The sequence below is a fragment of the Aquipuribacter nitratireducens genome (assembly GCF_037860835.1).
Taxonomy (GTDB): domain Bacteria; phylum Actinomycetota; class Actinomycetes; order Actinomycetales; family JBBAYJ01; genus Aquipuribacter; species Aquipuribacter nitratireducens.
The window spans coordinates 349,379-365,839 of sequence record NZ_JBBEOG010000001.1 but is presented as its reverse complement, the minus strand read 5'-3'; the positions used below and the strand labels follow the sequence as shown (position 1 = coordinate 365,839).

Below are 16,461 nucleotides of genomic sequence, written 5' to 3'. Positions count from 1 at the left end.
CGGGTCGCCGGACCTGCGGCTGGAGGGGTGCCGCCGGACTCGTCGCCCCTCAGACGGGCGGCACCTGGCTGAGCCGCGGCGGCGGCGCCGGCACCCCGGCCGCGAGGTGTGTCGCCGCGTCCGCCTCGCCCGCGCTGTCGAGGAGCCGGGCGACGTCCCGCCAGTACGTGTCGACGTCCGGTGCGAACCAGTGGGCGTCCGTGCCCGGCAGGTCGGGGTCGCCGGTCAGTCCGTCGCGGAGCTGCGACAGCCACGGCGCGCCGCCGTCGAGGACGTCGCCGTACACCGGCCGCGCCACGGCGAGCCGACCCCGCAGCTCCTCGACGTTCGCGGCGGAGACCCGCAGCCGCAGCCAGCGGTGCCGGTCCCACTGCCCCGGGTCGGCGTAGCGGACGCGGAGCCGCGCCCCGGCGAGGGCGCCGCGCAGCGCGAGCGCCGCGATGGTCGTCCGCGCCATGAACAGGTTCGTGCCGCCCTCCCCCTCGTGCTGCCGCACCCACGCGACCCGGCTGCGGTAGCCGGGCATGGCGGTCTGCAGGTTGTCCCGCCAGTTGCGCGCGCACGTGAGGACGGCGCCGAGCAGCGCGGGCAGGCCCGCACCCAGCCGGTCGGCCGGGACGAGGGCGGACTGCCAGTCCTCCGGCAGCCACACGTCCTGGACGGGCTGACCGGGGACGTGCTCGCCGAGGTTGAGCCCGAAGCTCGGCCAGCGCGGCAGGTAGCTGTCGAAGAGGTGGACGGGGAAGTTGCTCGTGATCCCGCCGTCGGACAGCCACAGCTCCTCCGCGACCTCCGGCGGCTCCTGGGAGCACACCGGCCGGGACCCGGCGCCGCGCCCGTGCACGACGAGCCGACCGAGGTCGTCGCGGACCCGGCTCGGCCGGCGCAGCCGGTACAGCCGCACCGCGGACAGCAGGACCGGGAGGGCCCCGCTGATGCGGACCGCGAGCACGACCGGCAGGTTCCACGGCTGCGGCAGCCGGTACAGGGTCACGGCGCCCGAGCCGTCGGCGCGCGGCACCGTGCGGACGCTCGCCCGGGTCACGTCGACCATGAGGTCGACGACGTGGCGCGGCAGGACGTCGGTCCCGCCGCGGTCGGGGTCCCACGAGGCGGTGAGGTCGGCGGGGTCGAACCACAGCGAGAGCGGGTCCGCGGCCGCGTCGCCGTCCTCGGCCGGCGCGTCGGTGCGCCACGGGTCGAGCGGGAAGGTCCACGGCCGCTTGCGGCTGAGGTCCGTCGTCATGACGACGAGGTTGACGAGGCGCGCGGCGGGGTCGTCCGCGGCGGCGCGGACCGCTGCCTCCTCCGGGAGCGGGCGGGCGGCCCGGTCCTCGGGGACGGGGCGGAAGTCCGGTCCCTGCCACAGGTGCCCGAAGCAGAGGACCGCGTCGCCCCGGCCGCCGTCGGCGGTGGGGGCGGTGGGGGCCGTGGGCGCCGTGGGCGCCGTGGTGAGCCCGGCGAGGTCGGCGAGCGCGTCCGACAGCCACGTCGACAGGGGCCGCGTGTCGTCGCCGCGCCGGCCGGCGCCGACGAGGCGGTCGAGGGGGCTCGGCGCGCGGTAGGGCGTCGCGCCGGGCACGAGCCCGTAGGAGCGACCACGGGCCCGCAGCGCCCACAGCAGGACCGCCACGCCGACGACGGCGAGCAGGACGAGGACGAGCGACAGCCCGCCGAGCACGGCCACGGTCCGCTCGGCCGCGCCGTACGGGCGCAGGAACGCCGCGCTGCCGAGGGCGAGGAGCGCGACCACGAGGAGACCGCCACCGTCGCCCTTGCGGTCGAGGCCGAGCCGGGGCCGGCTCGTCGAGTGCTGCTGCAGCCGGTTGACCTCCTCGGTCGTGAGGGACAGGTCGGCGCGGACCCGACGGCGCCGCCGCAGCGGCTCCAGCAGAGACGGCGCGAGGAGGAGCGCGGCGGTGACCGCGCTGACGGCGAGGACGCCGCCCACGAGCAGCCCGGCGCCCCGCAGCGCGGTCGCGACCCACGTGCCGTCGGTGCCGGCGAGGGACGAGGTGACGACGGCGAGGGACCACACGCCGAGCGCGACCGCGACGAGCAGCGCGACCTGGAAGAACCACCGGAGGGCGGCGAACGCGGCGACCGGCGCGGCCCACACGCGCCGGCGCATGACGGCGACGGCGATGGCGAAGAGCCGGCGCTGGTCGGCCGCGGGCCGGAACAGCGCGGCGAGGCGGTACTGCTCCCTGTCGTCCGGGGCGTCGGCCTGGACGAGCCACGCGACGAGGTCGGCGAGCCCGGGGAAGCCGCTGCGCAGCCGGCCCGTCGGCGCGGGGCCGCTCGGGGCCGCCCCGGTGGAACGGCCGAGCTCCGCGGCGGCGGCGGCGGCCGCGGCGATGGCCCCGGCGGACGCGCCGCCGACGTTGCGCAGCCTGCGGTCCTTCGCCAGCTCGCACACGGCGAGCGGGTAGACGACACCGGACGTGGTCCCGCCCCGCATCGCGATGTCGGCGCTGTGCCGGGCGTACAGGCGCTGCTCCTCCGGGTCGAGGTCACCGACCCGCGCCGGGGGCGTCGTGAGGAGACGCCGTCGCAGCCGCGCGTCGTCGACCATCTCGTACTGCGCGGGGTCGGACCACGCGCCGGCGAGCGGCACCGAACCGCCGGGGGCCGGGTGCCACAGCCACCGCTCGGGCTCCTGGAGGTCGAGCGCGGGTCCGCCGGCGGCGTCGGCCGCCGGCACCGCGTCCCGGTCGAGGAGCGCGTCCGGCACGGGCGCCGCGGTCGACATGAGCTCCCCGAGACGGCGCAGCCCGTCGGCGCCGAACCGGACGGTCACGACCGCACCTCCTGGCCGGGCACGCGTGCCGCCGGGCCCCGGTCGACTCCAGGCGGTGGCGGGTCCGGCCGAAGGCCGACGACGTCCACGTGCCGGCGCAGCAGCGTCGCACCGGAGACCGACAGCTCCGCCGTCGCCGACGCACGGCCGGGCGAGAGCCGCTCGACCCGCCCGCCGCTCACGGTGACGAGCAGCGCGTCCACGTCGAGGGTCACCTCGAGCGTGAGGCGCAGCACGGGCCGGCGTCCCAGGCCCTCGACCGACAGGTCGACGGTCGGTTCCTGCGTGCTCGTGACGGTGTGGTGGAACAGCTCGACGACGACCCGCTCCCCCGGGTGCTCGAGCGTGCGCCGCCGGGCGGCGACGACGGCCCGCTCGCCCTGCCACGCCCGCACCGCGAGGTTGCCGACGGGGACCGAGAGCAGCTCCCGGACGACGTCGACGAGGTCGTCGACCGGCAGCCGGAGGCCGTCGACGCCGAGGTCCGGGACGGCGCGCAGCGCGGCCGCGAGACCGCGGGAGAGGGCGGCGGCGCCGTCGTCGGTGTCGACGCCGAGCAGGTGCGTGACGGTCGTCATGTCGTGCCTCCTGTCGTGCGGCCCGCCGGGGTCGTGCGGGGTGTCGTGTCCTCGTGCAGGTCGGTGCGGGGCGACGGCGCCCACGCCGTCGCGGTCACCAGCGGGGCGCCGGCGCCGCTGACGCGCTGGGAGCCGTCGTCGCGGGTGACGTCCCAGCGTGCCCGCGGAACGGGGTCGCGGGGGGGTCGGCGCCGCTCGACGCGACGACGGGCGACGCGGCGCTGCAGGAGCGCACCACCGAGACCCGCGACGAGGAGCAGCACGACGAGGAGCGCGCCGCCGAGCGCCACGGGCGTCGCCGCCAGCAGGTCGAGACCGGGTGCGACGGTGTCCCCGGGCTGCTCCGGTGCAGGTTCCGGTACCGGCTCGGGTGCCGGCTCCGGCTCGGGTGCCGGCTCCGGCTCGGGTGCCGGCTCCGGCACGGGTGCCGGCTCCGGCTCGGGTGCCGGCTCCGGCTCGGGTGCCGGTTCCGGCTCGGGTGCCGGCTCCGGCTCGGGGACGACCGCGGGCACGGTGACGACGGCGCGCGCCAGCGGACCCGTCCCCTCGGAGCCGACCACGAGGAGGACGTCGAGGTCGTCCGTCACCTCCCCCGCCGTCAGCCGGAGGGCGCACTCGCCACCGGGTCCGAGGTCGCCGTCGCACGCGGACGCGTCGACGTCGAGACCGTCACCGGGGTCCGGGTCGAGGGTGATCACGATGCCGGTGAGCGTCGTGCTGCCCGAGTTCGTCGCCACGACGGTGGCACCGCTGCCCGGCTCGGCGAGCGTGACCGCGCTCGCGGACAGGTCGAGGGCGGGGCGTGCCGGCTCGAGGACGAGGTCGTCGACGACGAGGACCGCGGCCTGCGCCTCGGCCGGCGCGACCAGCCGCACCCGGACCGTGCTCGTGCGGCCCGCCGGGTCGCGGAGCGCGACGGACCGTTCCGCGTCGGGGTCGAGGGGCAGCCCGACCGCGAGCGGGAGCGCGGTCCCCACCGGCTCGACGGTCGCGTCGCCGGAGCTGTCGAGGCCCTCGAGCAGCGCAGCCGGCGCAGCGGGGACCAGCGCCGGCGCGGCGACGACCGCGGCGCCGCTCGCGACGGAGTCGGGGACGACCACGGCGACGCTCACCTGCACGGACACCGCCGGTCCCGGCAGGCGCAGCTCGACGGCGTCGGGGCAGGCGGCGCGGCACACGGTCGGCAGGAAGAGGACGCCGTCACCGCCGACCTCCGCGCGCTCCCCACCGACGACCTCCACGCCGGCGTCGCGCGCGGCCGTGCCGGTGTCGAAGTCGACGACGACACGACCGTCGGCGGGCTGCGCGAGCGCAGCGGGACCCACCACCCACATGCCGAGAGCCAGCGCGAGGGTGAGGAGCCACGGCAGCGTCCGGGCAGGGTGGGCCCGGTGCTGCTGCCGTGGGCTCGTGTCCACCCGCGCCTCCTGGGTCGCCGGTCACGTGCCAGGAGCCCGCCGTCGCGCGAGTGATACCGCCGGGGGCGGATCGTGGGTCAGGGACCGGCGGTGCGGAGTGCGACGCCGCTGACGACGAGGTCCGCCCGCTCCCGCGTCGCGTCGATGAGGACCGCGTTGGACCCGTCGACGGTGTCGGCCCACGCGCGCGCCGCCTCGGGTGAGCGGCCGCCGGCCTCGTGCCGGACCACGAGCCTCGCCGTGCGCTCCTGCGGCGAGGCCTCGACGAACCACGCCTCGGCGAGCAGGTCCCGCACCTGCGACCACGGCTCCCGGTCGACGAGGAGGTAGTTGCCCTCGACGACGACGAGGCGGGCTGACGCCGGGACCGCGTGGACGCCCGTCACCCCCTCCTCCACGGCCCGGTCGAAGCCGGGGGCGTAGACGGTGTGGTCGGTCTCGGCGGCGAGGCGCCGCAGCAGGGCGACGAAACCCCACCCGTCGAAGGTCTCGACGGCGCCCTTGCGATCGCGCAGCCCGAGCCGGTCGAGCGTCGCGTTGGCGAGGTGGAAGCCGTCCATCGGCACGTGCACCGCGACCGCGCCGCCTTCCTCGCCCTCGCCGTGGAGCGCCTGCACGCGCTCGGCGAGGGCCGCCGCGAGCGTCGTCTTGCCCGCGCCGGGGCTGCCGGTGATGCCGAGCATGGCCCGCCCGTCGGTCGGAACCAGCTGCCACGCCCGCCGTACGAGGTCCTCGAGGTCAACCACGGGAGACATCCTCCCCGCTCCTGCCGCCGGCCGGACGGCCGATCCCACTCGACGGCCGGCGTACGGCTCGTGTCACGACGGCTCGCGCGAGCCGACGAGGCGGCGGACCCCCTCGTCGAGCACGTCGTCGCGCTTGCCGAAGGTGAACCGCACGAGGTGCCGCCCCTCCCCCGGCGTGGCGTAGAAGACCTGCATCGGCACCGCCGCCACCCCGACCCGCTCCGGCAGGGACCGGCAGAACGCGAGACCGTCCTGCTCCCCGGCGACGGGCCGGATGTCGGCGGCGACGAAGTACGTGCCCTGCGAGCGCTCGACGCCGAACCCGGCCTCTTGCAGCCCCGCCACGAGCCGGTCCCGCTTGCCGCGCATGCTCGCGGTGAACGCGTCGAAGTAGTCGTCGCCGAGGCCGAGGGCGAGGGCGACGGCGGGCTGGAACGGGGCACCGTTGGTGTACGTGAGGTACTGCTTGACCCGCATGAGGGCACCCGTGAGTACCGCGGGCCCGCACGCCCAGCCGATCTTCCACCCGGTGCAGGAGAACGACTTGCCGGCCGAGGACACCTGGAGCGTCCGGTCCCGCATGCCGTCGAACGTCGCGAGCGGGACGTGCTCCCCGTCGAGGACGAGGTGCTCGTACACCTCGTCGGTGACGGCGAGGACGTCGTGCTCGAGGCACAGCTCCGCCACGAGCGCGAGCTCCTCACGGCTCAGGACGGTGCCCGTCGGGTTGTGCGGGGAGTTGAGGAGGACGAGCCGGGTGCGGGGCCCGAACGCGCCCCGCAGGTCGGCCTCGTCGAAGGCGAAGCGCCCGTCCGGCCCGGGACGCAGCGGCACGGGGCGCACGACGGCGCCGGCGAGTGCCACCGCCGCCGCGTAGGAGTCGTACAGGGGGTCGAGCACGACGACCTCGTCGCCCACCTCGCACAGCGCGAGCACCGCCGCCGTCACGGCCTCGGTCGCTCCCGCGGTGACGACGACCTCGCTCCCGGGGTCGTAACCGAGCCCGTGGAAGCGGAGCTGGTGCGCGGCGACCGCCCCGCGCAGCTCCGGCGTGCCCGGTCCGGGCGGGTACTGGTTCACCCCTGTGCGGATCGCCTCGCGGGCGGCCTCGAGCATCTGCGGCGGACCGTCGAAGTCGGGGAAGCCCTGCCCCAGGTTGACCGCCCCCGTCGACGTCGCGAGCGCCGACATCTCGGCGAAGATCGTCGTCCCGAACCCGCGCATGCGGGCGACGAGCGGGTCGGTGTCCACTGCCATCCCGGCGAGGCTACGCCCCGGGCGCGGGGCCGGTCAGCGGGCGCGACCCCGCCGCGGCCGGTGCGCCATCGCGCTGCCCGCCTCGGGCATCCCGGCCGCCTGCTCCGCGGGCATGTCCCGCCGCACGCGGGCGTACCAGCGGCCGTAGCGGGCCGCCCCCCACGACGCGCTCGCGCCGTGCAGGACGATGCTCGCCGCAACGGTCCACGTCACGACGGAGAACAGCTCCTCCGACGCCGGCACCTCCGCCTCCAGCACGAGGAGGCCGAAGAGGATCGAGGCGAGACCGCGGGGACCGAACCAGCCCACGAACAGGACGGTGGCGCGTCGCGCCCGCGAGCCCAGCAGGGACACGGCGACGGGCACGAGCCGCATGAGCGTGAGCGAGAAGAGGGCGAGCACCGCGACCTGCCATGTGAGGTCGACCGCGAACTCCGCGAGCAGCACGTTGCCGAAGGCGAAGAACGCGACGACCGCGAGCAGCTGGCCGGTGTCCTCGGTGTACTCCGTCGGGGCGCTGTCGCCCGTGTGCCCCACCCGGCGGGACACGACGCCGACGGCGAGACCCGCGACGAAGGCGGCGATGAAGCCGTTCGTGCCGAGCGTCTCCGCCGCGGCGAGCGTGAGTCCTGCGAGCGCGAGCGTCCCCAGCTGCCGCCAGAGGCCCTCGACCCAGCCGGCGCGGGCGGCACGTGCGAGCGCCCAGCCGCCGAGGGCCCCGACGCCGATCCCGAGCAGCGTCCCGCCGCCCACCTGACCGAGGACGAACGCCGCCCAGTACGCCGGGCCCTCGCCTGCCCCGTCCCCTCCGCCGAGCGCGGCGAGGCAGAAGAGCACGACGGGGAGCACGAGGCCGTCGTTGAGTCCCGACTCGACGGTGAGCCCCTGACGGACCCGTTGCGGCACGGCGGGGTCCTCCACGACGGCCAGCCCGAGGGCGGCGTCCGTCGGGGCGAGGATCGCCGCGAGCAGGAGGGCCCCGAGCAGGCCGAGCCCGGGCGCGACCGCCCACATGACGACGGCGCCGAGCAGCAGCGTGAGGGGCAGACCGAGCCCGAGCAGCCGCAGCGGCAGCCCCCGTTCGCGGGCGAGGGCGCGCACGTCGATGCGGGCCGCGTCGACGAAGAGGATGACCCCGAGCGCGAGCTCGGCGAGCACGGCCGTCGCCGTCGGCTCGACGCCGAGGCGTACGAGCCCGGTGACGGCGCACAGCAGCCCGAAGGCGGCGAAGACCATCGGCATGGTGAGCGGCCACGGTGCGGTGCGGCGCGACACGACGGCGAAGGCGACGACACCGGCGGCGAGCACGGCGAACTGCGCGGCGAGCGACGACTCCTCCACGCGGTCAGCCTGCCGCCGGGGGCCGGACCCGTCGAGGGGGACCTCGGTCCCGGGTCGGCCGCTGGGCGCTGCGGGTGCAGGCGTACGCGACGCTGCTCGTCACCGACCGGTACCCGCCGTTCCGGCTGTCGTGACACAGTACGGCCGTCCGCGCCACCTGTTCGTCGGCGACACCGGACGGCCCCTGCTCCCGGACGAAGGAGTCCACCGTGAGTCCCCTGTCACCCCCTGCCCGCCGACGGCGTGGCGTCGCCCGGCGGGTCGTGCCCGCCGTCGTCGCCGCCGCCGGTCTCGTCCTCGCCTCCGCGGTCACCGCCACCGCGGCGCCGCCGCCCACGACCTCGGCCACCGACCCGGACGTGGGCTCGGCCGTCGTCTTCGACCCCAGCATGCCCGTCAGCGAGATCCAGGCCACGGTCGACGCCGTCCACGCCCAGCAGGTGAGCGACGAGATGGGCTCCGGCCGGCACGCGTTCCTCTTCCTGCCCGGCACCTACGGCACCGACGCCGAGCCGCTGCAGGTGAAGGTCGGCTACTACACGGAGGTCATCGGCCTCGGCGCCTCCCCCGGCGACGTCGTCATCAACGGCGCCGTCGAGGTCTACAACCAGTGCTTCGACGACCCGACGAACCCCGAGTTCGTCGGCTGCTTCGCCCTCAACAACTTCTGGCGCGGCATCTCCAACCTCACGATCGACGTGAACACGGCCGGGCAGGGCGGCTGCGAGGCGTCGGCGAACTTCTGGGCCGTCTCCCAGGCCGTCTCGATGCGTCGGGTCGACGTGCAGGGCGCCAACCTCACGCTGATGGACTACTGCACGGGCCCGTCGTTCGCCTCGGGTGGGTTCATCGCCGACTCCCGCGCGGGCGTCGTGATCAACGGCTCGCAGCAGCAGTGGTACGCCCGCAACAGCGAGTTCGGCACCTGGACCAACGCGGTGTGGAACCAGGTGTTCTCCGGCGTCGTCGGCGCCCCGGACGACAGCACGTACCCCGACCCGCCGTACACGACGCTCGAGACGACGCCGGTCAGCCGGGAGAAGCCGTACCTCTACGTCGACGACGCCGGCGCCTGGCAGGTCCGGGTCCCCGTCGCGAAGCAGGGCACCCGCGGCATCACGTGGGCGGACGGCATGACGGCCGGCCGCTCGATCCCGATCACGCAGTTCTTCGTCGCGACGCCGGACGACTCCGTCCAGGAGATCAACAACCAGCTGGCCCGCGGCAGGCACCTGCTCCTCACCCCGGGCGTCTACGACGTCTCCCGCAGCATCCAGGTGAAGCGGCCCGACACCGTCGTGCTCGGCATCGGCCTCGCGACGCTGCACTCGGTCGGCGGGGCGGTCCCGCTGACCGTCGCCGACGTGCCGGGCGTCGTCGTCGCGGGCGTCACCGTCGACGCGGGCGAGGTCGAGTCGCCGGTGCTCCTGCAGGTCGGGAAGAAGAACACGCCGAAGGCCGCCCGGAAGTCGAGCGGCTCGAACCCGACGACGCTGTCCGACGTGTACTTCCGCGTCGGCGGGCCGTACGTCGGCAAGACCGACATCGCGCTCGAGGTCAACAGCGACGACGTCCTCATCGACCACACGTGGGTGTGGCGCGCCGACCACGGCATCGAGGGCTTCGACCGCACCGACGGCGTCTTCGGCGACAACGAGCGGTGGCGGACCAACATCGGCCGCAACGGCGTCGTCGTCAACGGCGACCGGGTCACCGCGACCGGGTACTTCGTCGAGCACTTCCAGGAGTACAACAGCGTGTGGAACGGCGAGGACGGGTTCGTCGTCCTGTTCCAGAACGAGCTGCCGTACGACCCGCCGTCGCAGGCGGAGTGGACGCAGCCGGACGGCACGCTCGGCTGGGCGGGCTACAAGGTCGCCGACGACGTCGAGCGGCACACGCTGTGGGGCGGCGGTGTCTACGCGTTCAACCGCAACGACCCGACCATCGTCACCGAGGACGGCTACGAGGTCCCCGAGACCCCGGGCGTCGTGCTCCACCACATCATGACGAAGAACCTCAGCGGCCCGGGGATCATCGCCCACGTGGTCAACGGGGTCGGCGGTCGCGTCGACGGCATCCCGGACCCGGGTGACCCGGACGACTACGAGGACCCGGAGTACGTCGTGCGCTACCCGCTTCCCTGACGGTTCCTCGCCGCACGGCACGCGACGGGCCCGTCCCTCCTCGGAGGGGCGGGCCCGTCGCCGTCCGCTGCCGGACGGCGGGAAGGAGCGCACGGCGCGGGCGGTTGGCACCGGACGTGACCGTCCCGCTCTCCGTCCTCGACCTCGCTCCCGTCGCCGAGGGGCAGACCGTCGGCGACAGCCTCCGCGCGAGCGTCGACCTCGCCCGCGCGGCCGAAGCCGCCGGCTACCGCCGCGTCTGGTACGCCGAGCACCACAACATGCCGACCATCGCGTCGTCGGCGACCGCGGTGGTCGTCGCGCACGTCGCCGCGCACACCTCGAGGATCCGGCTGGGCGCGGGCGGGGTCATGCTTCCGAACCACTCCCCGCTCGTCGTCGCCGAGCAGTTCGGCACCCTGGCGTCGCTGCACCCGGGCCGCATCGACCTCGGGCTCGGCCGCGCACCGGGCAGCGACCGGACGACGACGTACGCGCTGCGGCGCGACCCGGCCGCCGCCGAGCGCTTCCCCGACGACGTCGTCGAGCTGCAGGCCTACCTCGCCGGTGAGTCCCGCGTGCCGGGCGTGCAGGCGGTGCCCGGCGCGGGCACCCGCGTGCCCCTGTACGTGCTCGGGTCCTCCCTCTACGGCGCGCAGGTGGCGGCGGCCCTCGGCCTGCCGTACGCGTTCGCCTCGCACTTCGCGCCCGCGATGCTCGAGCAGGCGGTCGCGCTGTACCGGCGCGACTTCCGGCCGTCGGAGCAGCTGGCGGAGCCGTACGTCCTCGCCGCCGTCAACGTCGTCGCCGACCACGACGCCACCGACGCGCAGCGGCAGCTCGCGACCGTCCGGCGGTCGTTCGTGAAGCGGATCCTCCAGCGCGGCCCCGACGCCCCGCTGCTGGGAGACGACGAGGTCGACGCGCTGCTCGCGAGCGCACAGGGCGCCCAGCTCGCCGACATGCTGCGGTACAGCGTGGCGGGCACGCCTGAGGAGGTGCGGGAGTACCTCGACCGCTTCGCCGCCCACGCGGACGCGGACGAGCTGGTCGTGGCGTTCCAGTCCCCCGACCCCACCTCCCGGGTCCGCTCGCTCGAGCTCACGGCCGCGGCGACCGCCGTCGCGGCGTAGGGCACGTCAGAAGAACACCGTCCCCACCCCCGTCAGAACCGGTTGTCGGCCGTGTTGAGGAGCCAGCCGCCGAACCGGGTGCCGTTCGGCGCCATGAACGGCGCGTCGAAGGTCCCCCCGTTCAGCCGCAGCACCCCGATGCCCCACGGGCTCTCGACGAGGACCTCCGCCTGACCGGTCCGCGTGATCGGCGCGAACCGCCGGAACGCGTTGTCGCCCGTGTTGAGCAGCCACCCACCGAAGCGGGTGCCGTTGGGCTGCAGCATGACGCTCGTCAGCGACCCGCCGGCCAGCCGGAGCACGCCCACCCCCCACGGGCTCGTGACGAACAGCTCGTCCCGGCTGTCCCCGTCGAGGTCGGCGGCCGCCCGGAAGCGGTTGTCGAAGGTGTTGAGCAGCCAGCCACCGAAACGGGTGCCGTTCGGCGCCATCGTCGCGGCGGACAGGGTGCCGCCGGAGAGCTCGAGGACACCGACACCCCAGGGGCTCGCGATGACGAGCTCGTCGCGGCTGTCGCCGTCGAGGTCCCCGGCCGGGCCGAACCAGTTGTCTGCGGTGTTGAGCAGCCACCCGCCGAACCGGGTGCCGTTCGGCGCCATCATCGCGGGGGCGAAGGTCGTGCCGGACAGCTTCAGCACGCCGATCCCCCACGGGCTGCGCACGACGACCTCGTCGCGGCCGTCGCCGTCGAAGTCGCCGACCGGACCGAACACGTTGTCGGCGGTGTTGAGCAGCCAGCCGCCGAAGCGGGTGCCGTTGCGGGCCATGACGACCGTGGAGAACGTGCGCCCGGTCAGCTTGAGGAGGGCGATCCCCCACGGGCTCGTCACGAGCACCTCGTCGCGGCCGTCACCGTCGAAGTCGCCGACCGGACCGAACCGGTTGTCGGCGGTGTTGAGCAGCCAGCCCCCGAAGCGGGTGCCGTTCGGGGCGAGCATCCGGCCCCGGTAGGAGCCGCCGGAGACGTCGAGGACGCCGATGCCCCAGGGGCTGGTGACGAACAGCTCGGAGCGGCGGTCCCGGTCGAGGTCCCCGAGGACGGGGAAGCGGTTGTCGCGGGTGTTGAGGAGCCAGCCACCGAAGCGGCTGCCGTTCGGCGCCATCGACAGGTGGGTGAGGCCGCCGGCGCGGTACTCGAGGGTCCCGAGCCCCCACGGGCTCACGACCGGGACCTCCGCGAGCCCGTCGCCGTCGTGGTCGGTGTCGACGCCGGAGCGCTCGGCGACGGTGCTGAGCGCGTGGACGACGGCCCGGAACGCGTTGACGCGGCCGTGGCCGTAGTCGAGGTTGTGCCCCGCCGCGTCGTAGGTGACCCCGCCGACCTTGTCGCACGTGCGTCGCATGATCGTGCGGACGTCGTCGGCCGACAGGTCGGGGTTCACCGCGAGCAGCAGCGCCCCCACCCCCGCGGCCAGGGGCGCGGCGAAGCTCGTCCCCGTGTCGGTGCGGGTGCCACCGCCGGAGGCGGTGCTCACCACGTTGACGCCGGGCGCGAGGAAGTCGAGCTCCTCGCCGCGGGCGCTGTTGTCCTCCAGGTCGGTGCGACGGGACCGGCCGACGGCGATGACGTCGCGGTGGGACACGACCTGGTCGAGGGCGATGTCCACGTTGCCGTTGCTGCTCGCCCAGAAGATCGGCGTGCCGCGGCCCTCCCTGCCGGTCTGCGCCGCGAACTCGATCGCGTTCTGCAGCACGCTCGTGAGCGCCCAGTTCGCGCCGTTCGGGCCGAGGCTCGACACGATGACGTCGGCGCCGTCGGCGGGGTTCGCCGTCGCGACCTCCGTGCGCGGGTCGGCGGCGTACGCGACCGCGCGGGCGAGGGTCGCCTGCGTGCCGACCTGGTCCCCCCGGGACGCGACGAGCAGCAGGTCGGCCAGCGGGGCGGAACCGGACCCGTCGAGCGTGTTCTGGCGGGCGGCGGCCATCCCGGCGCAGAACGTGCCGTGGTCGCTGTCCGGGTAGCCGGTGAGGGTGCGGCGGAACGTGCCGGAGCCGTCGAAGAAGCCGCAGCCGGCGGTGAGGGCGGGCGAGAGGTCGCCGTGCGTGACGTCGAAGCCGTTGTCGATGACGGCGACGGTGACGCCCGCGCCGCGGGTGACGTCCCACGCCTGCTCGGCGGCGATGTCGGCGCCCGCGACACCGCCGGCGGCACCGGTGTTGCGCAGGTGCCACTGCTGGGCGTACGTGGGGTCGCCGGGCCGCAGCCGCTGCCCGATGTACTCGACGAAGGACGGCTCGGCGAAGACGGTCTCCCCGCTCTCCTGCAGGTCGTTCGCGACCTCGAGGACGTCCTCCCCCGCCGCGGCCGCGACCTCGAACTGGTTGGGCGCGAAGCGCAGCTCGCGGACGATCGTGAGGCCGCGCTGCGCCGCCCGGGCGCGGGCCTCCTCCTCGCTGAGCTCGGGGTCGAACTGGACGACGATGCTCCGGGTGCCGATGAGGACGTGCCCGTCCGCCTGCGTGAAGACGGTCCCGACGTCCTCCGCCGCCTCGGGCAGGTCGCCGCCTCGGGCGGTGAGCCCCGCGACGGGCCGCACGAGCAGCCAGCCGGACTCCCGGAGTCCGCGGGCCTCCTCCGCGTCGACGTCGAGCTCGGCGTCGGTGACGCGGGGCCCGGTGGCGGGCGCGCCGAACAGGCCGCGCACCCGCTCGTCGCCCGCGGGGTCGCCGTCCAGCAGCGCCTGCCGCTGCTCGTCCGCGACCTGCACGGCGACGACGCCGTCGACCTCGGTGACCGGGACCCGCTCCCCGCGCCGGTAGAAATACCGCTCCATGTCCGTGTGCCTCCTCGTGTGCGTCTGCGTGTCCCGCAGCCCTCACCAGGAGCGGGTCACCGGTCGCGCTGATACGTGCTGACAGGTGATCGGACACGTCCCGGGACACGCGACCGCGCCCCGCCGCCGGGTGGGCGACGGGGCGCGTGGTCGTGCGCGGGGAGGGTGCCGGGGTCAGCGGGCGCCCGCCGTGGTGCGCGAGCGCTGGCCGACGAGACCACCACGGCCGTCGTCGGTCGTCTCGGTGGCCGCGCCGTCGGTCGACACCGTGAGGTCGACCTCGGCGGACCCGGAGGACCCGGCGACGAGCCCGCCCATGCCGTCCTCCGCCTGGTCGCCGCCGTCGGCCGCGGAGGCGCCGCTGGTCGCGGGGGCCTCGTCACCGCTCACGAGACCGCCCATGCCGTCGCCGCTGTCGGCGGACGCCGCCGTGGGCTCCTGCGAGGGGTCCGCGCCGGCGAGCACGAGACCGCCCATGCCGTCGCCGGCGTCCTCAGCCTGCGGGGCGAGGCGACTGTCGGTGGTCTCGGCGGCCTCCTCCACCATCGGGCTGCCGTCCTCGGCGAACACGCCGCCGAACCCGTCCTCGAGCACCTCGGCCGTGACCGGGAGACCGGCACTGTCGAGGTCGGCGGCGTCCTGGCTGATTGTGAGCTCGTAGTCGACGAGACGCAGGCCCTTGCTCGCGTTGTCCTCCCACCGTGCGCGGAAGGCCTCCCACGGTGCGTTGGCCCACAGGTAGTAGCCGTCGGTGCCCGGCAGCCACACCCCGGAGTAGCGGGTGTCGGAGCCGCTGCGGTGGACGTTGATGTCGACGAGCCGCAGGCCCTGGCCGGCCCACTGCTGCCACTTGGCGACGAACGACGCCCACGACGCGTTCGCCCACAGCGCGTACCCGCCGGTGCCGGGCAGCCACACCCCGGAGTAGCGGGTGTCGCCGCCGTGCCGCTGGACGTTGACGTCGACGAGCCGCAGGCCCTGGGCACCCCACTGCTGCCACTTCTGGACGAAGGAGTCCCAGGAGGCGTTGGCCCACAGGGCGTAGCCGCCGGTGCCGGGCAGCCACACCCCGGAGTAGCGGGCGTTCGCGCCGCTGCCGTGGCTGCTCATGTCGACGAGCCGCAGGCCCTGGGTGCCCCACTGCTGCCACTTCTGGACGAACGACTCCCACGTGGCGTTCGCCCACAGCGCGTAGCCACCCGTGCCGGCGCGCCACACCCCGGAGTAGCGGGTGCTCGAGCCGGCCTTCCGGACGTCGATGTCGACGAGCCGCAGACCGAGCCCGGCCCACTGCTGCCACTTCTGGACGAACGACTCCCACGTCGCGTTGACCCACAGCCCGTACGCGCCGCTGCCCTGCCGCCACACGCCGGTGTGGCCCTTGCCGGTGAAGCGGGAGTACATCTCGGCGATGGTGAGCCGGTCGCCGACGCTGAGACCGGCGCGCTGGCCGATCGTCACGCCCCTCTTCTTCGGCACGATCGTCGGCTGGCCGTTGGTGGAGAACGCCGTCGGGCCGTAGTGCATGATCGAGTCGTAGTCGTAGTCGAAGTAGTCCTGGAACCCGGCGCAGAACCGGTCGAAGTTGCTCTCGAAGTCGTCGTCGATGTTGGCGAAGTTGATCGTGACGTGGGCGTCGCGGTCGCACCGGCTCTGCTCGTGGAGCACTCCGAGGGTGTGGAAGCACTCGTGGACGACGGTGCCCATGCTGGCGCCGTCGGAGATCCGGATGATCTGCTCGCCGCCGCGGCGGCCGATCGGCGAGGAGCTCCACCCGACGTTCGGGTTCCGGACGAAGCGGACGTAGTCGTTCTGCGTCGTGCGGGGGACGAAGCGGATGGGGGTGTTGTCGCGCAGGTGCGCGACGGCGTCGGTGATCCGCTGCTGGTTCGGCAGCCCGCCGTCGACGACGAAGGGCACGACGCCGTTCGTCCAGAGGTCGGAGGAGCTCGGCGGGCGGCCGATCCCCCTCGCCTCCAGCTCGATGCCGTCGAGCGACGCGCCCTCGGGGTCGGTGCCGGTGGGGTCGGGACCGCCGAGCGGCAGGTCCATGCGCTGGGCGACCTGGGCGCGGACGTCCTCGGTGTGGGCGCGGACCTCGTCGACGGGGCCCATGTCGATGCAGCCCTGGTAGAACGCGTGGCCGTCGTGGACGGAGTAGCGGACGGGGACGTCGGTGAAGCCGGGACCGGACAGGTAGCCGGTCTCGACCTGCGACGACGCGCCGGACTCGTCGGCGACGTGGACGGTGGGGTCGGGGGTGGTGTTGTCGTTCTCGGTCATGAGGA

Annotated in this window: 10 protein-coding genes; 2 read left to right on the top strand and 8 right to left on the bottom strand. The window is 75.0% G+C overall.

Annotated features, from left to right (window positions below):
* Positions 1 to 49 precede the first annotated feature (49 nt).
* The 6 genes from WAB14_RS01560 to WAB14_RS01535 form a co-directional block, all read right to left on the bottom strand.
* Positions 50 to 2,800, bottom strand: a complete 2,751-nt coding sequence (locus WAB14_RS01560) for a hypothetical protein (RefSeq protein ID WP_340266700.1) — start codon at positions 2,798 to 2,800, stop codon at positions 50 to 52.
* Entirely contained in the window at positions 2,797 to 3,378 is a 582-nt protein-coding gene (locus tag WAB14_RS01555; protein WP_340266698.1) for a hypothetical protein, read from the bottom strand. Before WAB14_RS01555 ends, WAB14_RS01560 begins: the two co-directional genes overlap by 4 nt.
* Positions 3,375 to 4,796, bottom strand: a complete 1,422-nt coding sequence (locus WAB14_RS01550) for a hypothetical protein (RefSeq protein WP_340266695.1) — start codon at positions 4,794 to 4,796, stop codon at positions 3,375 to 3,377. The genes WAB14_RS01555 and WAB14_RS01550 overlap by 4 nt, the downstream gene beginning before the upstream one ends.
* 77 nt (positions 4,797 to 4,873) lie before the next feature.
* Positions 4,874 to 5,551 carry a nucleoside/nucleotide kinase family protein gene (locus WAB14_RS01545; protein WP_340266693.1) on the bottom strand — a complete coding sequence of 226 codons (678 nt, stop codon included), beginning with the start codon at positions 5,549 to 5,551 and terminating at the stop codon, positions 4,874 to 4,876.
* A 63-nt stretch (positions 5,552 to 5,614) separates the two neighbouring features.
* Complete coding sequence (locus WAB14_RS01540) at positions 5,615 to 6,799, bottom strand: pyridoxal phosphate-dependent aminotransferase (RefSeq protein WP_340266691.1); 1,185 nt, start codon at positions 6,797 to 6,799, stop codon at positions 5,615 to 5,617.
* A gap of 33 nt (positions 6,800 to 6,832) precedes the next feature.
* Positions 6,833 to 8,140 carry a cation:proton antiporter domain-containing protein gene (locus tag WAB14_RS01535; protein WP_340266689.1) on the bottom strand — a complete coding sequence of 436 codons (1,308 nt, stop codon included), beginning with the start codon at positions 8,138 to 8,140 and terminating at the stop codon, positions 6,833 to 6,835.
* A gap of 209 nt (positions 8,141 to 8,349) precedes the next feature.
* Between WAB14_RS01535 and WAB14_RS01530 the strand changes: the two genes are divergently transcribed.
* Positions 8,350 to 10,287, top strand: a complete 1,938-nt coding sequence (locus WAB14_RS01530) for an adenylyl cyclase (protein WP_340266687.1) — start codon at positions 8,350 to 8,352, stop codon at positions 10,285 to 10,287.
* 116 nt (positions 10,288 to 10,403) lie between these two features.
* Positions 10,404 to 11,399 carry an LLM class flavin-dependent oxidoreductase gene (locus WAB14_RS01525; protein ID WP_340266685.1) on the top strand — a complete coding sequence of 332 codons (996 nt, stop codon included), beginning with the start codon at positions 10,404 to 10,406 and terminating at the stop codon, positions 11,397 to 11,399.
* A 32-nt stretch (positions 11,400 to 11,431) separates the two neighbouring features.
* On the opposite strand, the gene WAB14_RS01520 is transcribed toward WAB14_RS01525, so the two are convergent.
* Both WAB14_RS01520 and WAB14_RS01515 read right to left on the bottom strand, forming a co-directional pair.
* A complete protein-coding gene (locus tag WAB14_RS01520) occupies positions 11,432 to 14,173 on the bottom strand; it encodes a S8 family serine peptidase (protein ID WP_340266683.1) in 2,742 nt (913 codons plus the stop codon).
* 174 nt (positions 14,174 to 14,347) lie between these two features.
* A complete protein-coding gene (locus WAB14_RS01515) occupies positions 14,348 to 16,456 on the bottom strand; it encodes a M12 family metallopeptidase (RefSeq protein WP_340266681.1) in 2,109 nt (702 codons plus the stop codon).
* Positions 16,457 to 16,461 lie beyond the last annotated feature (5 nt).